We start from the raw sequence: 14,856 nt of genomic DNA on the forward strand, positions 1-14,856 counted from the left end.
TTTAATGTGGAAGACACCCAAGCGCGGACGTGTGGCTGCCTGACCTGAGGCTGGTCGGGGCCGCAAGGTCAGCAGGCAAGCGAGTCTCAGGTGGCGGTGGGGGTGGCGATGAAGCCGTGCTTGCGCAGCATTTTGAGCCAGCGCGGGGCGTTGCGCTGGACGTTCAGGGCCTCGTAGTCGACCTCCTTGTCTTGGTAGTGGGTGCCGTTGGCCAACATGGCGTAGACGGTACGCAGCATCTTGTGGGCCAGCGCCACGATGGACTTCTTGTGTCCCTTGCGAATGGCCAGCGCGTCGAACTTGGCCTTGAGCGCGCAGCGGGTACGCGCTGCAGCCTGGGCGAACTCGCACAGCAGCCTTCTGACCCAGGCGTTGCCCTTGCGGATGCGCCCGGTCTTGCGCTTGCCCGCGCTCTCGTTGTTGCCCGGGCAGATGCCCACCCAGCTGGCCAGCCGCTCGGCACTGCCGAAGACGCCCATGTCCGCGCCGATCTCCACCAGCAGCATCGCCGCGCCCTGGATGTCGATACCCGGCAAGGTCTGCAGCAGCTTGAGCTGCGGCTGCCAGGCGCGCAGTCCGTCCAGCAGGTATTGGTCCATGCGGGCGATGCGGGTCTCGATGTGCTCGATGTGCTGCATGATCTCCTGGGCCACGAAGCGGTGCGCGGCGCTGAACTGCTCGGTGCTCAGGGCCTCGAACAACTCGTCCCGGCTGGCCCGAAGGCGCCCCTTTTGATCCAGCACCTCGTACATGGCTTGGCCCGCAATGAGCGCCTTGACCATGGCGCGTGCACTGGCACCGTGGATGTCGCTGACCACCACGTTGATGCGCATGCCCGCATCTACCAGCACCTTGTGCAGCCGGTTCTTCTCGGCGCTGCACATGCCCACGAGCTTCTGCCGCTGACGCGCCACCAGACGAAGCTGGCGCAAGTCCACCGGTGGAATGAACGAGGCGCGCAACAGGCCCGCACGCGCCAGCGTGGCCAGCCACTGCGCATCGGCCATGTCGGTCTTGCGCCCGGGCACAGCTTTGACATGGCGCGCGTTGACCACCCACGCGATGATGCCCACCGCCTCCAGCGCCGCAAACGGGCTCTTCCAGTACACCCCCGTGCTCTCCATCACCACCACCTCGGGCCGAATCTCCAGCGACCATTGCGCCAAGGCACGGCGGTCGCGTCTGAAGGCTCCGAAGTCGCGCTTGGTGACCTCCACTCGGCCATCGTCATGCTCGACCACCGCACAGGCGGTGATCTTGGCCTGGTGTACGTCCAGCGCGATCACGCGTTTGTGCATCGGGGTCAGATCCATTGCCGGGCTCCTGCAGCTTGAACAACAATCACAAGCGTGCGGGCCCGCGCAGGTGCCGCCGACCAACGGCCTGCCGGGACAAAGCCTGGCGGCTCTCTTTAATGTGGGCTGTCGGGCGCCCGGGCTCCGCAAGGAACTCAGCAGCGCCCGCAGGCAATCCTGGGTACGAGTGGTCGGCAGCGGGTCAAGTTAGCGATCGCGGTCGAGTGCCATCAAAATATTGACCGACCTCTACCCGCTCAGGCCCGCACACCCTCAGTGTCTTCCATCATCCAGGGTGACCCGCCCGGGCCATGACAGTTAGCGGCTTCTTCGCCTTGCCAGTGATGGTCTGGATAACCTGGCCTAAGCCGGTAGAAATCTTGGCCAGCTTGACCACGGTTGCCTTTGGTGCGTCAATAACTGTGACGCCTCGGCCACAGCGGCGGATGATGAAGTAGTTTTTTATGGGAGAGGAGCCATATTTGGTTCGCTCCGTCTCACGTTGCTGTACCAGGATGCACGATTCAGCTACATCGTAGTAGTCATAGTTCAGGCAGCGACCTAGGTACCCATGGCGCTTGTGAAGTGCCATGTCATGGTACGGTGCCGCCAGCTTCTTGGCTGCGATGGCTTTGCTCAAAAGCTCTTGGGCAAGTGTTCGCAACTCCGTGGGCATATCCTTCAGAGCGCCATATTCGTTGCGACGGGCGGGGGTGTCGGCGACTTGCATTTTGGTTCCTGTTGGCTGTTCGAATGCGACGTGCATTCCCAGACGTATAGGCAACCAGATGCAGGATGAGCCTGAGTCGGACAGGTTTGAGAAGAAGATTCGGCCTCTGAATATGAGAATCACCGCCAAATACAAGGTGCTTTTCCGCGCAAAATTTCTTTGCGCGGCAGGCTGGTCTGCCGATGTGAGTCGACCTCCATGTACGCGGGCGTGAATTGGGCGCCTGGTCGTCTGCCCGGGCTCCAGACAATCCTGGTGTCTTTGCGTTCCGCAGGCGCCCCGCGCCGCACACATGTGCTCACCGTGAAGGGCGGCGGCTGGCGAGGGCCGGCCACAGACGGTGTCTTTGCGTCGCCAGGATGGGAGACATGCGGGCTGCAGGCGGTGTCTTTATCGGACCGACTGCGCCTCAGAGTCCCGAAGAGTGTGCGGGGCGGTGGGTTTCAGCTCAACTTCGACCGTCGGCCAGGCGTTCTCGCCGACGGCGCAGGCCCACTGCCTTACCGGACAATCTCGGTGACTTTGCTGTTCGTGGTGCCCTTGAGGGAGCGCTCAGCGGCCGTTGCACAGTGACATGTGCGAGCGAGATGCCCTATGTCTTTGGCTACTTCGCAAGAGCCTCAGAAGGCGCGGTAACGCGCCAGCGGCAGTCCCCCCCTGGACACGATCTCATCCGAGCTCACCAGGGCCCTTTGGTTCTCGGCCAACCAACGCTCACCTTCGCTGCTAGTCGGCCCGACACCGGCGGTACTCGCAACCACATCTGTTGACAACACGTCCAGAGCCGCCGCGCGCGCAGAACCGTTCGGCTGTTGCGCGTTGACGCTTTCGGCTGCTGGGCGAGTCGGGTTGTCGGGGCGGGGCAGAGCGTTTGGCAAGGTGCGGGCCTCGGTCATTTCGAAGCCAGCATAGCGCCTCTATCAGCGACGAACACGGGCGACCGGGTGAGCGCGTGGCCGCTTGTCTTCCGCTTTGGGTGCCTTCGCCTCGAGGTGGCTGCATGTCTCCCCCGTGACTTTCTGCGCAAAGTTCGCGTGACGTTGGCATGGCGAACACGGCTATATTGAAGGTCTGCATCTGACTAGTGCCACGGCGCTAGCTCCTCCCCCAGCCCAAACCGCTTTTCGCGGTAGCGGCTATGACTTAGCTCTCCGGTGACTTGCTCACTGGCGGCTTGGACAACTCTGTCCGACTCCCCTTCGTGTTCCGAGCTTCTGCTCGACCGTTCTTTAAAAATTTGCTCGCGACCAGCTGTCGGCAACCTCCGCGTCAACGGAGCCCGGCGGCTATGTCGCTACCGATTCGCCGGGAATGAGCGAAAAGGCCCCCGGCTGGCGGAGCACTGCGCAAACGTAGCGGCTTGCGCAACGCCATCTCGCGCTGCTCACGGCAGCAGCGATGGGCAAACGCGACCAGCAGCCGTCTCACCGCGGCGGTGCTGCTCCTGCCAGCGGCCCCGAGCTGTGGCTGTGTGCGTTGCATCGGTGCGCACGCCTGGCGGTAGTCCAGCTACCCACCGGCCATCCTGCCGCCGACTGCCCACGACGGGCCGCCCCCGTCACTGACATCACAACACGGGTCTTGCTGCCGAGCGCGGCGGACCTGCACTGGCTCTCGCCTCAGCGAGACACCGCCCCCATCAACGACCAGGTCGCGCAAACAAGCGCCGGTCCAAACAAGGAACTCTCATGAACAACAACATCTACTCTTTCCCTCAGCGTGCTGCCACGGTGAGCCAGCCGTCGTACTTCAAGCCCCGAGCTGCCGACCAGGACGTTCCCGTCGAGGGCGGCTTCCAAGCGTTGGGCATGTCGGACGGCAAGCTCGCCGTCATTTCCAAGCTGGACAAGCGCATCCACATGCTCCGCCCTGCGGAGCTCACCGAGCTGAAGATGAAGACGCTCTTTGGCGTCGCATGGTGCCGCGCGCACTACGAGGAGGTCGACGAGAAGAAGGGCGTGCCCGTCTTCGACCAGCGTGCGCTCGCGACCGAAATCGTCGTGCAATGCCAAGCTGCGGGCCCATACGTTGACGCGCTGCAGCGCAAGCTCGGAATCTGGAGGATGGACGACGGTGGCTTGGTCGTCAACGGGAGGGAGCTCTGGCGACCCGATGGCACCGTGCTGCCTCACGGGCTTCACGGAGGTCGTGTCTACCCGGCGTCCGGTGACCTTGCCTTCAACCGCGACACCCCCGAGGCCACTCACGCAGAGGTCCAACACGTATTGGCGGCCTTCAACTCGCCGCAGTGGTGTCGACCACTCGCCGGTGAAATCATCCTGGGTTTCCTCGGCGTTGGCATCGTGTCGGCCGCGCTGCGTCGGCGACCACACGTCCTGATGACCGGTCCGGCCGCATGCGGGAAGTCGACCATCCTCGAGTACGTGAGGTGGCTGATGGGTAATCTGGTCTATGCATGCACGGGCCCCCAAACGCTCGCGTCGTACTACCAAAGCCTGGGCGGCACGTCGAAGCTGGTTGCGAACGACGAGTTCGAAGCCGACCCGTCGCGGAAGGCATGCAAAGACACGTTCGAAATTGCCCGGATGTCCTACAGCCTACAAGAGGGCGATGAGGGCATCGTCCGAGGTACCGTTACCGGCAAAGCGCGTAGCTTCAGCTTCTTCAGCCCGTTCATCGCCGCAGGCATCAGTCCCGGGAAGTTGGAGCCGGCGGACCTCACGAGGTGGGTGGTGCTGGAAGCCAAGGGCAAGCCATCGGGTGTGCGGATGACCGAGCCGGAGGCACGCTCGCTGGGTCCGAAGCTCGCTCGCCTGTTCGTCAACCGCTGGAGCGCTTTCCAGGTCACCGAGGACGCGGTGCGCCAGTGCATCCTTTCGTCAGGTGGCGACAGCCGCATGGCCGACACGGTCGGCACGCTGCTGGCTAGCTACTGGACGTTCACCTCGGCTACACCGGCGAGCGCTGAAGATGCGGCCCAACTGGTGTCCATGTTGGGCGTCGAAGAGCGAATCGACCTGCACCAGGTCAGCGACGAGATTCAGTGCCTGGAGGCGTTGCTCACAAAAGTAGCACCGTTCAAGGTCCTGCAGGACGGTTCCGCCAACAACCGGCATCTTTCCATCGCAGAGGCCATCGAGGCGGTATGCCACGACCCGACTGGGCAACCGGACGTCGTCGCGCGTCTGGCCCAGCTGGGCTTGCGGGTGACCCACTTTCGGGGTCGCTGGACTCTCTACGTGACGAACTCGCATTCGCACCAAGAGTTGCGCAGGCTGTTCGCTGGCTCGAAGTGGTCCTCTGGCGGATGGGCCCTAGTGCTTCGCCGCCTGCCTGGTGGCACTGAAAGCACCCAGCGCATCGGGGCTGGGTCAGGCGCGGTCAAGGTCACGGCGCTCGATGTACCGGAACACCTGCTGCCGGCATCCGATAGCCCCTTGGCTGCGTAGGTCGGTAGCCGCCAGGGCAGCCAGGCGAGGCAACCGGAACACGAGGTTCTTGTTACCTCGTTACCTCTGCTTCGCGATAGCCACGCGCTCCTGACAGTCTTCATGCCGCAACAAGGTCGCCCTTCTTGATGTCCTGCTGAATGCTCCGGACGAGGCCGCCAGGTACGGCGCCGTTCTTGGCGTTCAGGACGACGACTGACCGTGGAACAGCGATGACCCGAGCCCCGAGTCGGGTTCGGGTGATGAGGTGGTAGTCGTTGAACGGATTTCTGCGGCCGCACGTCTCAATGATTCTCCTGCGCCGCACCAGCACAGAAGTCGCTGACACATCGAGAAAACTGAAGGTGAACGGGCGTGCCAAGTGGCCAGTGGCTTTCAGCAACTCGCCCCTGCCACTGGAAGCCCTCAATTTCCCGAGTGCAACTGCTCGCCTCAGCAGTTCATGGGCAAATGCATGGGATTCTTCAGGTATGGCGTCGAAAACCAGATGCTTGCACTGTTCGAGTCGCATGGTGCTTCCTGCTCTTGGTTGAAATGGAGAGTTCATTTCATTTGTATAGGAAGACTGAACAGGGATGATGTGCGGCGGCAGATGTTGTGTGCTTGTACGCTGAAATCAGCGGGAAAGTGGGGTGTACTGGAGGCATGGCTGCATTCACCCCAATAAAACGAAAATTCACCACCCTCGTCTTTGCTTCGCGAAATGACCGCGGGCATGGCGAAATTAAATAAAGGAACGAACAAATGATTGCGATTAATTCGGATTACTTCACCCCCGACTTCCGGCTTGCCAATACACAGTCGGCGTCCACTTGTGGGTCACTTATGATGGCACTAAGTATCCTTCTTAGTGCGAAATATGGCGGCACGCATACCGCCGCAATGACGCTTCTTGACGCTGATTCCGGGTCGTTTACCCATCCCATTGGAGGTGTACTGGAGGGCATAGAGTTTTTCGATGATGTGCCAAACTGTGGCTCGTTGGCTGTATGGGAGTTGCTTCCCACTGGCAGTATCAGTGTTCTGCGCATCGAGTCGCTCAGACCGTTCAACCTCACGTTGGCCGATTTTTGCCCAGGTAAAGATGAATGCCTGAGATTCTTGGATAAGCTGGATGATATTCTTGGTGCCAATGGCATTGTTGGTGTCGACCGCCAAATGATATTGCGGTGCGCGGTCCTGGAGTCGGGTATAAGAAACTATGACCGGGGAAGCGCTGCTACTTCGGATGACTTTTCTAGTCTGGTGCCCACCTGGTGGCCAGAGGTTGTGGAGTACGGACGGGCGCTGGGCATCACACCCCATCCGCAAAAGCCGCAGCGGCGAGGGGTGGTCTCGCTCTTTGACGACGATGACCTTGAATAACGCGTGCCTTCTAGGCACACGTTGCTGGGCTCGACGGCCGAGGTGAAGCCGCCTCCAGCGGGGCGTCAAGCCTGATAATTGCTATTATCAGGCTTGATTTTTTACGCAAAGTACGCCAATTCGCCCCGTCAAGCCGGGGCACAGGGCGCTTCCCCGTGCCCGTGCACAGATGTCCAGCGCCGGGGGGCACTTACCCGGAATCACAAAGCTGACCGGCATGCTCGCACTGCCACGGTGTGCCCCGAGGCTTGGAGTGGCGGCGGCGAGGGCGAGCAAAGCTGTAGATGCATGCCGCCCTGTGGTGAGTTGTCGGGCCGCTGTGAGCCCGCTGCGCGCTAGTGGGGTGGATGTTCAGCGGAAATGCACCTGACAACCCGAAGGGAATTTTCAGGAAAATCTTAGGACTAGGCCGGGCTTCGTCGCCTGCTCTTTGTCCATCCCGGGTAAGCCTGATGCACTGCAGGTAAATCATGGGGGTGCCCATGCGCTATACCGTGGGCAGTCGCTGTGACTGCGCTTCCACGCATCAGTGATGTCGCCCTTACTTACCCCCTCAGGTCTTGCCGCCGTTCTCGGCCTCGCTACCAGAACAATCTACAACCGAATCAGTACCGGCGGAGACCTTCCGCCGCACGTGCGCCTTGGAAACCTGCCGAGGTTCGTCGCGGAGGATGTCGAGCAGTGGCTTGAACAGAAGCGCCGTCAGGCTCCGGCCGCGCCTGTTGCCGCCGAGAGAGCGACTCAACGCGCGAGGCAGCTATGAAGCGTGCGCCGGTCGCCTTGCCCCCTGCGGAAATAAGCGACGAGTTTGCATTCGCCCATCGTGCGGTGGTCAATGCAGATGGCCTGTTTCGCCGCCTTGGCTGTGACGCAGACCACCAAGCAATTCTGGATGTTTGGTGGAGGTCAACCCACGGTGTTTACGTCCGATTCTGGGGGCCTAACCTACTTGGACAGAACGAGGCGCTGCTGCTACTGGCGCTGCTTGCTCGGGCAGGCGTACTTCATCGAGACAGCCTTCGAAAGGCTCATTCAGAGGAACGCGCTGCGCAGGCAGACCACCTTGAGTGGTTGAATAGTGCGGTCGCAACCACAGTCGAAGTTCATACTTCATTGCGACAACTCGCCGAATCGGTAGGTCTGGGGAGCGGTGGAGCAAGCCTCGATGCGGTTCGGCGTTCGTTGGAGCGACTTGGCGCAGTAAGCGTCTGGACAGGGAGAGAAAGCCTTGCCAAGCGCACTACGATGCAGAATCATCAGTTGATTAAGGTGAAACTTCAAGTCGATGGCAGCCTCTGTATAGCCCTTGCGCCGCTCTTGATTGACGCCATGCTTGGCTCTCGTAGAAATAATACCTACGTGCTGTTGTCCTCCATCGTGGGTATGCCCGCGAGCGGGTACTCCCGCATGCTGGCAATCCGCCTTTCCTGGATTAACCCTGGCGAGCGCGGTGAAATCGGCATTGATAGGTTGTCCGAATACTTGTGGCCTGGCCGGGCTCCGACACGGCTTGAGAAGACGAAGATTCGTGCCGCACTTGCGGTGCTGGGGCAGCACGGGTGGCTTGTGAAGCCGAAGGAAAAGCCGTCGCACGACGTTTATGAGATTACGCGACCGATGGATGCCGGCTTGCTTGCCGCAAGAAAGCGTAGAGTCGCCCCCGAAACCCCGATTCCGTCTGTGCGCTAAATCGGAAACAAGGGCGCTTGCCTGTGGGCGGGGCGATGCTATCCGCGATAGCGCCCCCATGCCTCAACACGATGGGCGCCAAGCCAATTGCGCCCACTTTTGGAATTCCTTCCCAAAAGAGGTTCAAGGCGAGCAGCGCTTGGCGCTTCTAGGTGGGACTGCCTTCCTGGCTAAAGCGATGGCCCGACTGTGCGAGCCGAGATTCCGGACGGAATTTAACTTGCACGGCCGGGCCAATTCCGTGAGGCAGAGGAGGGACAGGTTTTCGAGAGACGCAAGGCTTGATAGGTGCGCTATTCCGGAAACGGGGGGTGCGCTGTTTCGGATACACCCCTGCGCTAAACCGAAAACACTTTTTGGTAGGTGGGGCTCGGGAGAACTCCTGCCAATTGCTTCTTGTATTCCAGAATTTCGCATCGTTTGGCGCCTCGCAAGTACCACAGTGTTTCCCTATTACAGCAATTTTTTTCCCTACCACAGGGGCTGCGCTTGCTTCAGGACTTCTTGGATTCCGTCCCCCCGCAGCCGATGTTTGTGCCGCTTCTGCTCCCCACGCCAATTTCGTTCGCGACATTTTCCTCAGTTGGTCTGGGCTGACAGCGACGCGCCGGTTCTCGGTATAGAGGTTTCCGTGCGGCATGCTCCCTTCGAGATGAAGGCTGCACGTGTGTGGCCTGGTTGCCCAAGTGCGCATTGCGACTCGGAAACGAGTGGTGCGCGTTTCAGGCATGTCAGCCGCTGCGGCAGGCTTGCGTAGTTCCTCCGCTCGAAGCGCATTGACCGCGATGCGTAGTGCGGCCTGTTGGCCGCCCGGGCAACCAGGCGCGCTGGAGCGCGCTTTGCACTCATGGTGAGGCTCGCACCCTCATGCTGATGTGAAGTTCATGGGCAGGCGCGGAAGTAGGCCTGTGAGCAAGGGAGGGGGTGAGGCCCGGTAGGGCCGAGGGGGAACCGCAGGTGCCCCCTGTTGTTTCGAAGGACGAGAACTATTGACGGCGGGCTTGGCGAGGTTGAAGGGGTCGTTGGCATCTCGCGCTGGCGTTAGAACACCGGGCCCACACTTGAGTCCTTCGCCGCACCACTCATGGCGCGCAGGGCCGTGTTTTGCGGCCCAGCGGTCGACGTGTCAAAAGTCCAAGGAGGCCCACGTGTTTGGGGGGTATCTCGGTGGACTGAGCGACAGAGCATCTTCAGCACTCGGGTAAGCTAGCGTTTTACTAGCAAACTGCTTACAAGGAGGCTGCGATGGCAACCACGAAGACCCAAGTCTTCAGCGTCCGCATCGAACCTCATATCAAGGTTGCCATGCAGGCCGCAGCTGAGCGAGAGATGCGCAGCCTCGCCAACATGTTCGAAGTGATGGTCGTTGCCTACTGCCGTGAGCGCGGGTACCCGCTGCCGGGTGTCCCTGACGACACGTTGCCAGCACCAAAGCCTCGGAAGCGTGCGTCATGACGGCATCCAAGCTCGACGCATTGCAGGCGCTCGGTTTTCGATTTGGCCTCAACGGTCCGCACGCCGCTCGGACCATGATGCTGGACGACTTGTGCGTGCTGCTGGAGCACACGCCGGCACATGCAACGCGTGCCGACTATGTCTCGGCGGTGGTCGAGGACAACGTGCTCGGAAAGCCAACCCGCAAGGCCCGCGAACTGGCGCTGCGGCACATGGCAACTTTGTACGCGCTGGACCCTGCGAATCCCATCTTCCGTGCGCTTCGACGCCTCTGGCCGCTAGAGCAGGCCGCCCAACCGCTCATTGCCTTGGCGGTGGCCCTTGCGCGGGACCCTCTGCTGCGCGGCACCCAGACCTTCATTCTTGGGCAGGCGCTGGGCGCCCCTGTCCAGCGGGCGGCGGTGGAGGCCTATCTCGAGGCCTGTCACCCCGAGCGCTTCAGTCCCGCCTCGCTCAAGTCGTTTGCGCAAAACGTGGCCGGCACCTGGACTGCGGCGGGCTTCCTGCACGGTCGTGTGCGCAAGACCCGCGCCATCTCGCAGCTTCACCCCGAGTCCATCGCGCTCCTGTTGTTTCTGGGCTACCTGGAAGGACGCACAGGTCAACGATTGTTCTCGTCAGAGTGGACGAACTTGCTTGGTCGCTCACCTGATGAGCTAGAGGCGCTTGCAAACTCAGCGTCACATCGGGGGCTGCTCGTCTTCATGAACGCTGGCGGCGTCAAGGAGGTGCGGTTCCCCGGCTACCTCACGCCCGAAGAAGAACGCATCCGTCAGGAGGTCTCCTATGTCGTCTAAGGTCGCCAAACTGGTGTCCGCTTACCGCCAGCACCTCACAGTGCCCTGGCAGCCCGGACTCGCGGCCATCCAGCGCGTCATCTTTGCGGTCTACGACAAGGCTGACGAACTGCGGCTTCGTGCCAACGTCGAAGAGTTTGCCCTAGCGACCCAGCAGGCGGGCAAGCAGTGGTTGCTGGTGGACGTGACCAACGCGTTCCCCGAATGGATGGCAGCACAGGAATACCGCGACGCCTATTTCGAGTCGCCCGAAGACCTCGCGGGCTACCAGACGGGTGAGCTGACCGAGTTCCTCGCTGACCTGAACAGCAAGCTGCGCGCGCGTATTGAAGCCGACGCTGGGCCTGACACCGTCGTGGCGCTCCTGGGAGTCGGGGCACTGTTTGGCTTGGCGCGTGTCTCGTCCGTCGTCGAGGGAACGCCATCCGCGCGCGGCATCAAGGAGTCCGTTCAGGGCAGGCTCCTGGTGTTTTTCCCCGGTGAACACCACCCCGAAAACCACACCTACCGCCTGCTTGATGCCCGAGACGGCTGGAACTACATGGCCGTGCCACTGTTGGCGCAGGACTGAGCCCACACAACACACCGAAAAACCAGAGCAAGGACCACCATGCTGAACAGGGAAATCTACAACAAGGCCCCGAAGGAGAACCGGCTCGTCAACAACGGCGTGGCAGAGGTCTCCGAAGACCACTCCGCTGCCGCCCAGGACATCCTGCGCTACGAGTTGGAGACCTTCGTCTGCGACGGGCAGTACGAGAAGGGTCTGGAGACGATTCTCGACAAGTTCCTGGTGAACCTCGACGCCGGCACCGAACAGCCCGGCATCTGGATTTCCGGCTTCTACGGCAGCGGCAAGTCGCACTTGGCCAAGATGCTGCGCACCCTGTGGACCGACTACCAGTTCCCCGACGGAGCCACCGCGCGCAGTCTGGCGAAGCTGCCCACCGGCGTGTTCGAGCACCTGAAGGAGCTCAGCATCCAGGGCAAACGGCATGGCTCGCTGCACGCCGCGGCCGGCAAGCTGGGCGCCGGCGCGGGCAACAAGGTTCGCTTGGCCCTGCTGGGCATCATCTTCAAGTCGAAGGGCCTGCCGGCTCAGTACAACCAAGCTCAGTTGCAGATGTGGCTGAAGCGCGAGGGAATCCTGGACGCGGTGCAGCTCGACCTGCAGGCGGAAGGACGGACCCTCGAGAAGGTGCTGCCTGAGATGTACGTTTCGCAGGCCCTCGCGCAATCTCTGCTGAAGCACCGACCAGACCTGGCTGCCAACCAGAAGGACCTGCGCCTTATCTTGAAGAGTCAGTTTCCTGAGGTGCCGGATGTCAGCAGCGACCAGCTGGTGGCCGCTATCGAAGCCGCCTTGGAAGTGGATGGCAAGTTCCCGCTGACCTTGGTGGTGCTTGATGAAGTGCAGCAGTACATCGGCACTGACGCCGAGAAGGCCTTCCAGGTCCAGGAGGTTACCGAGACGCTGACCAAGCACTTCAACGGAAAGTTGTTGTTCGTGGGCACCGGGCAGTCCGCCTTGTCGGGCATGCCCAACCTGCAGCGCCTGCTGGGACGCTTTCCGGTGCCCGTGATGCTGGGCGACTGGGACGTCGAGAACGTCACCCGCCAAATCATCCTGGCCAAGAAGCCCTCGGCGCAGCCCGAGGTGGAGCAGGTCTGGCGCGCCAACCTGGGCGAAATCTCCCGCCACCTGCGCGGCACCAAGCTCGAACACGTCACCGACGATGAGGACGTGATGACGTCCGACTACCCTCTGCTGCCTGTGCGCCGCCGCTTCTGGGAGCGCGTTCTGCGGACCATCGACACCACCGGCACCGTGTCTCAGCTGCGCAGCCAACTGCGCGTGGTGCATGAGGCCGTGTTGGCTACCGCCGACGCACCGCTGGGCCACGTCGTGTCCGGGGACTTTCTGTACGACCAGATTGCTGCGAACCTGGTCTCCACGGCGCAACTGCCCAAGGAAGTGTTCGAGAACGTTCAGAAGTTCGCGGCCGGCGATGCGCACGCCCAGCTCAAGGGCAAGCTGCTCAAGCTCATCTTCCTCATCAACAAGCTGCCGGCAGATGCCGCGCTGGACATCGGGTTGAAGGCGACTGAGGAGGCGCTCGCCGACCTGCTGGTCACCAACTTGTCAGCCGGTTCGTCCGAACTGCGCAAGCAGCTGCCCGACCTGTTGGCCGAGCTGCAGAACAAGGACCGGCTGGTGATGGCCCTGGCAGGCGGCAGCGGGACCGAATACCGGCTGCAGACCCGAGAGTCCAGCGCCTGGTACGACGAGTTCCGCGCTCAGGAGGCCGAACTAAAGGCCGCCCCACAGCGGGTGGAACAGAAGCGCGCCGACCTTCTAAAGGGCCGCTTTGGCGATGTGCTGAAGAAGGTCCGTGTCGTTCAAGGCAAGGACAACGTCGAGCGCCGCCTGACGCCGACGTACGACGACAGCCTACCCAAGGACCACGAGAAGAGCCTGTACCTGTGGATTCAGGACGGCTGGCAGACCGAGGAGAAGTCCGTCATCGCCGAGGCCAAAGCCAAGAGCTCCGACAACCCCACGCTCTTCGCCTTCCTGCCGGCACAGCACAAGACCGAGCTGGCCAACGCCATCGTGGCGTTGGAAGCTGCTCGCACCACGCTGCAGAAGAAGGGCAGCCCGTCGACCGAGGAAGGCCGCGACGCGCAGCGGTCCATGGAAAGCCGCCAGCGCACTGCGGAGAAGGAGCTCTCCGAACTGCTGGACCAGTTGCTGGCCGGGGTGCGGGTCTTCCAGGCGGGGGGGCAGGAGGCCGTTGATGGCAATGACCTGGCTGACCGCATGAACCGTGCGGCCAAGTCGTCAGCCATCCGCCTGTACAGCCAGTTCGATGCCGCCGACCACGCCATGTGGAGCAAGGTGCTCGATGAGGCGCGCAAGGGCAATCTGGAGGCGCTGAAGGCCGTGGGCCACACCCAGGAGGCTGACAAGCACCCGGTTTGCCAGAAGTTGTTGGCGTTCATCGGCCCCGGCAAGAAGGGCGCCGAGGTTCGCGACAACTTTGAAGCGCCACCCTTCGGGTGGCCGCGTGATGCCATCGACGGCGCGCTGTACGCGCTGCTGGCTGCCGGGCACATCAAGGCCTTCGACGCCGCCTCGAAGGCCGTGGACGCCAAGAGCCTCGACCGTGCAAAGGTTACCCAGGCCAGCTTCCAGCGCGAGAGCGTGAACATCACGCCGCCGCAGCTCATCAAGATTCGCGGGCTGTTCAGCGCGGTCGGCGTGCCTTGCCAGCCCAAGGAAGAGCTGTCCAAAGTGCCGGCGCTGCTGGCCAAGCTGCGCGAGCAGGCGGCCAAGGCCGGCGGGCAGGCCCCCGCACCCGAAGCACCGAAGCTGGCGTCCATCGAGGCCATCGAAGCCCAGAGCGGCAACGCCCAGCTGCAGGAGCTGTTCAACCGGAACGACGAAATCGTTGCCTTGTCGAAGGCATGGACCAAGACCGCGGAAGGCATTGCGAAGCGCCTGCCCGTCTGGCGCAAGCTGAACGACCTGCTGCGCCACGCCAAGGCTCTGGGACCCTATCCGACGCTGAAGGCCGAGGCCGATGCGATTGAGGCTCAGCGCAGCCTGCTGGCCGACCCGGACCCGGTGCGCCCGCTGCTGGACAAGACGGTGGACGTGTTGCGCCAGGCCCTGAACGCAAAGCTCGACGGCTTCCAGCAGGCGTTCGCGCAGCAGCATTCGCTTTTGGCGGCCGATGCCGACTGGAACAAGCTCAGCGCCGCGCAGCGTGATGACCTCGGCACCAAGCATCACCTGTCGGCCCTGGCTGCCCTGGAGCTGGGTACGCCCGAGCAGCTGCAGGACGCCTTGGACGACTGCGACCTAGAGCATTGGGTCTCGAAGACCCAGGCGCTGCCCAGTCGCTTCGAGGCCGCTCGCCATGCGGCCGTTCAGCTGCTCAAGCCCAACGTCGTCCACGTGGCGCTGCCGAAGCGCACCCTGAACGACGAGGCCGAGTTGAAGGCTTGGCTGTCTGAAGTCGAGGCTTTGCTGGTGACCAAGCTCAAGCAGGGGCCCGTGGCGCTCTGAGCGATGAACAAGGAGGCCAGGTAGCTCGGTCTGCGTGACCCCG

The 14,856-nt window shown here is 62.3% G+C and carries 12 protein-coding genes; 8 read left to right on the forward strand and 4 right to left on the reverse strand.

All coding sequences use genetic code 11. The annotated features are described in order from the left end of the window. Positions 1 to 86 precede the first annotated feature (86 nt). The 3 genes from NGK70_RS20995 to NGK70_RS26565 all read right to left on the reverse strand — a co-directional run bounded on the left by NGK70_RS20995 (position 87) and on the right by NGK70_RS26565 (position 2,921). The gene (locus NGK70_RS20995) at positions 87 to 1,313 is read right to left on the reverse strand and encodes an IS110 family RNA-guided transposase (RefSeq protein WP_251970415.1); all 1,227 of its coding nucleotides are present in this window, start codon (positions 1,311 to 1,313) and stop codon (positions 87 to 89) included. Between the two features lie 268 nt (positions 1,314 to 1,581). After that, positions 1,582 to 2,025, reverse strand: a complete 444-nt coding sequence (locus NGK70_RS21000) for a hypothetical protein (protein WP_251970416.1) — start codon at positions 2,023 to 2,025, stop codon at positions 1,582 to 1,584. Positions 2,026 to 2,645: 620 nt separating this feature from the next. Next, on the reverse strand, positions 2,646 to 2,921 hold the full coding sequence (locus NGK70_RS26565) for a type II toxin-antitoxin system CcdA family antitoxin (RefSeq protein ID WP_346433166.1): 276 nt from the start codon (positions 2,919 to 2,921) through the stop codon (positions 2,646 to 2,648). A 792-nt stretch (positions 2,922 to 3,713) separates the two neighbouring features. On the opposite strand from NGK70_RS26565, the gene NGK70_RS21005 reads away from it, so the two are divergent. Then, positions 3,714 to 5,435 carry a hypothetical protein gene (locus tag NGK70_RS21005; protein ID WP_251970417.1) on the forward strand — a complete coding sequence of 574 codons (1,722 nt, stop codon included), beginning with the start codon at positions 3,714 to 3,716 and terminating at the stop codon, positions 5,433 to 5,435. 100 nt (positions 5,436 to 5,535) lie between these two features. Here NGK70_RS21005 and NGK70_RS21010 read toward each other — a convergent pair whose 3' ends face one another. Further along, a complete protein-coding gene (locus tag NGK70_RS21010) occupies positions 5,536 to 5,946 on the reverse strand; it encodes a hypothetical protein (RefSeq protein ID WP_251970418.1) in 411 nt (136 codons plus the stop codon). A 233-nt stretch (positions 5,947 to 6,179) separates the two neighbouring features. Here NGK70_RS21010 and NGK70_RS21015 point away from each other — a divergent pair, with 233 nt between their 5' ends. The 7 genes from NGK70_RS21015 to brxC all read left to right on the forward strand — a co-directional run bounded on the left by NGK70_RS21015 (position 6,180) and on the right by brxC (position 14,813). Further along, positions 6,180 to 6,800, forward strand: coding sequence for a hypothetical protein (locus NGK70_RS21015; protein WP_251970419.1), 621 nt, complete (start codon positions 6,180 to 6,182; stop codon positions 6,798 to 6,800). A gap of 532 nt (positions 6,801 to 7,332) precedes the next feature. Then, entirely contained in the window at positions 7,333 to 7,563 is a 231-nt protein-coding gene (locus tag NGK70_RS26695; protein WP_428985542.1) for a helix-turn-helix transcriptional regulator, read from the forward strand. Next, on the forward strand, positions 7,560 to 8,489 hold the full coding sequence (gene repC / locus NGK70_RS21020) for a replication protein C, IncQ-type (protein ID WP_251970420.1): 930 nt from the start codon (positions 7,560 to 7,562) through the stop codon (positions 8,487 to 8,489). The genes NGK70_RS26695 and repC overlap by 4 nt, the downstream gene beginning before the upstream one ends. 1,245 nt (positions 8,490 to 9,734) lie before the next feature. After that, on the forward strand, positions 9,735 to 9,944 hold the full coding sequence (locus NGK70_RS21025) for a type II toxin-antitoxin system antitoxin (RefSeq protein ID WP_251970421.1): 210 nt from the start codon (positions 9,735 to 9,737) through the stop codon (positions 9,942 to 9,944). Beyond that, the gene (locus NGK70_RS21030; RefSeq protein ID WP_251970422.1) at positions 9,941 to 10,741 is read left to right on the forward strand and encodes a hypothetical protein; all 801 of its coding nucleotides are present in this window, start codon (positions 9,941 to 9,943) and stop codon (positions 10,739 to 10,741) included. Before NGK70_RS21025 ends, NGK70_RS21030 begins: the two co-directional genes overlap by 4 nt. Continuing rightward, positions 10,731 to 11,312 (forward strand): DUF1788 domain-containing protein, encoded by a 582-nt coding sequence (locus NGK70_RS21035; protein ID WP_251970423.1) that lies wholly within the window; start codon positions 10,731 to 10,733, stop codon positions 11,310 to 11,312. The genes NGK70_RS21030 and NGK70_RS21035 overlap by 11 nt, the downstream gene beginning before the upstream one ends. 39 nt (positions 11,313 to 11,351) lie before the next feature. Next, positions 11,352 to 14,813: a BREX system P-loop protein BrxC gene (gene brxC, locus NGK70_RS21040; RefSeq protein WP_251970424.1), complete on the forward strand. Its 3,462-nt coding sequence runs from the start codon at positions 11,352 to 11,354 to the stop codon at positions 14,811 to 14,813. The last annotated feature ends 43 nt before the right edge of the window (positions 14,814 to 14,856 follow it).

It is taken from the genome of Sphaerotilus microaerophilus (assembly GCF_023734135.1).
GTDB lineage: Bacteria > Pseudomonadota > Gammaproteobacteria > Burkholderiales > Burkholderiaceae_C > Sphaerotilus > Sphaerotilus microaerophilus.

Excerpts from the sequence above, each read along its gene's own strand:
- repC (WP_251970420.1), top strand. The coding sequence starts at position 7,560 with ATGAAGCGTGCGCCGGTCGCCTTGCCCCCTGCGGAAATAAGCGACGAG.
- NGK70_RS21005 (WP_251970417.1), top strand. The coding sequence starts at position 3,714 with ATGAACAACAACATCTACTCTTTCCCTCAGCGTGCTGCCACGGTGAGC.
- brxC (WP_251970424.1), top strand. The coding sequence starts at position 11,352 with ATGCTGAACAGGGAAATCTACAACAAGGCCCCGAAGGAGAACCGGCTC.
- NGK70_RS21030 (WP_251970422.1), top strand. The coding sequence starts at position 9,941 with ATGACGGCATCCAAGCTCGACGCATTGCAGGCGCTCGGTTTTCGATTT.
- NGK70_RS26695 (WP_428985542.1), top strand. The coding sequence starts at position 7,333 with ATGTCGCCCTTACTTACCCCCTCAGGTCTTGCCGCCGTTCTCGGCCTC.
- NGK70_RS21025 (WP_251970421.1), top strand. The coding sequence starts at position 9,735 with ATGGCAACCACGAAGACCCAAGTCTTCAGCGTCCGCATCGAACCTCAT.
- NGK70_RS21010 (WP_251970418.1), bottom strand. The coding sequence starts at position 5,946 with ATGCGACTCGAACAGTGCAAGCATCTGGTTTTCGACGCCATACCTGAA.
- NGK70_RS26565 (WP_346433166.1), bottom strand. The coding sequence starts at position 2,921 with ATGACCGAGGCCCGCACCTTGCCAAACGCTCTGCCCCGCCCCGACAAC.
- NGK70_RS20995 (WP_251970415.1), bottom strand. The coding sequence starts at position 1,313 with ATGGATCTGACCCCGATGCACAAACGCGTGATCGCGCTGGACGTACAC.
- NGK70_RS21015 (WP_251970419.1), top strand. The coding sequence starts at position 6,180 with ATGATTGCGATTAATTCGGATTACTTCACCCCCGACTTCCGGCTTGCC.
- NGK70_RS21000 (WP_251970416.1), bottom strand. The coding sequence starts at position 2,025 with ATGCAAGTCGCCGACACCCCCGCCCGTCGCAACGAATATGGCGCTCTG.
- NGK70_RS21035 (WP_251970423.1), top strand. The coding sequence starts at position 10,731 with ATGTCGTCTAAGGTCGCCAAACTGGTGTCCGCTTACCGCCAGCACCTC.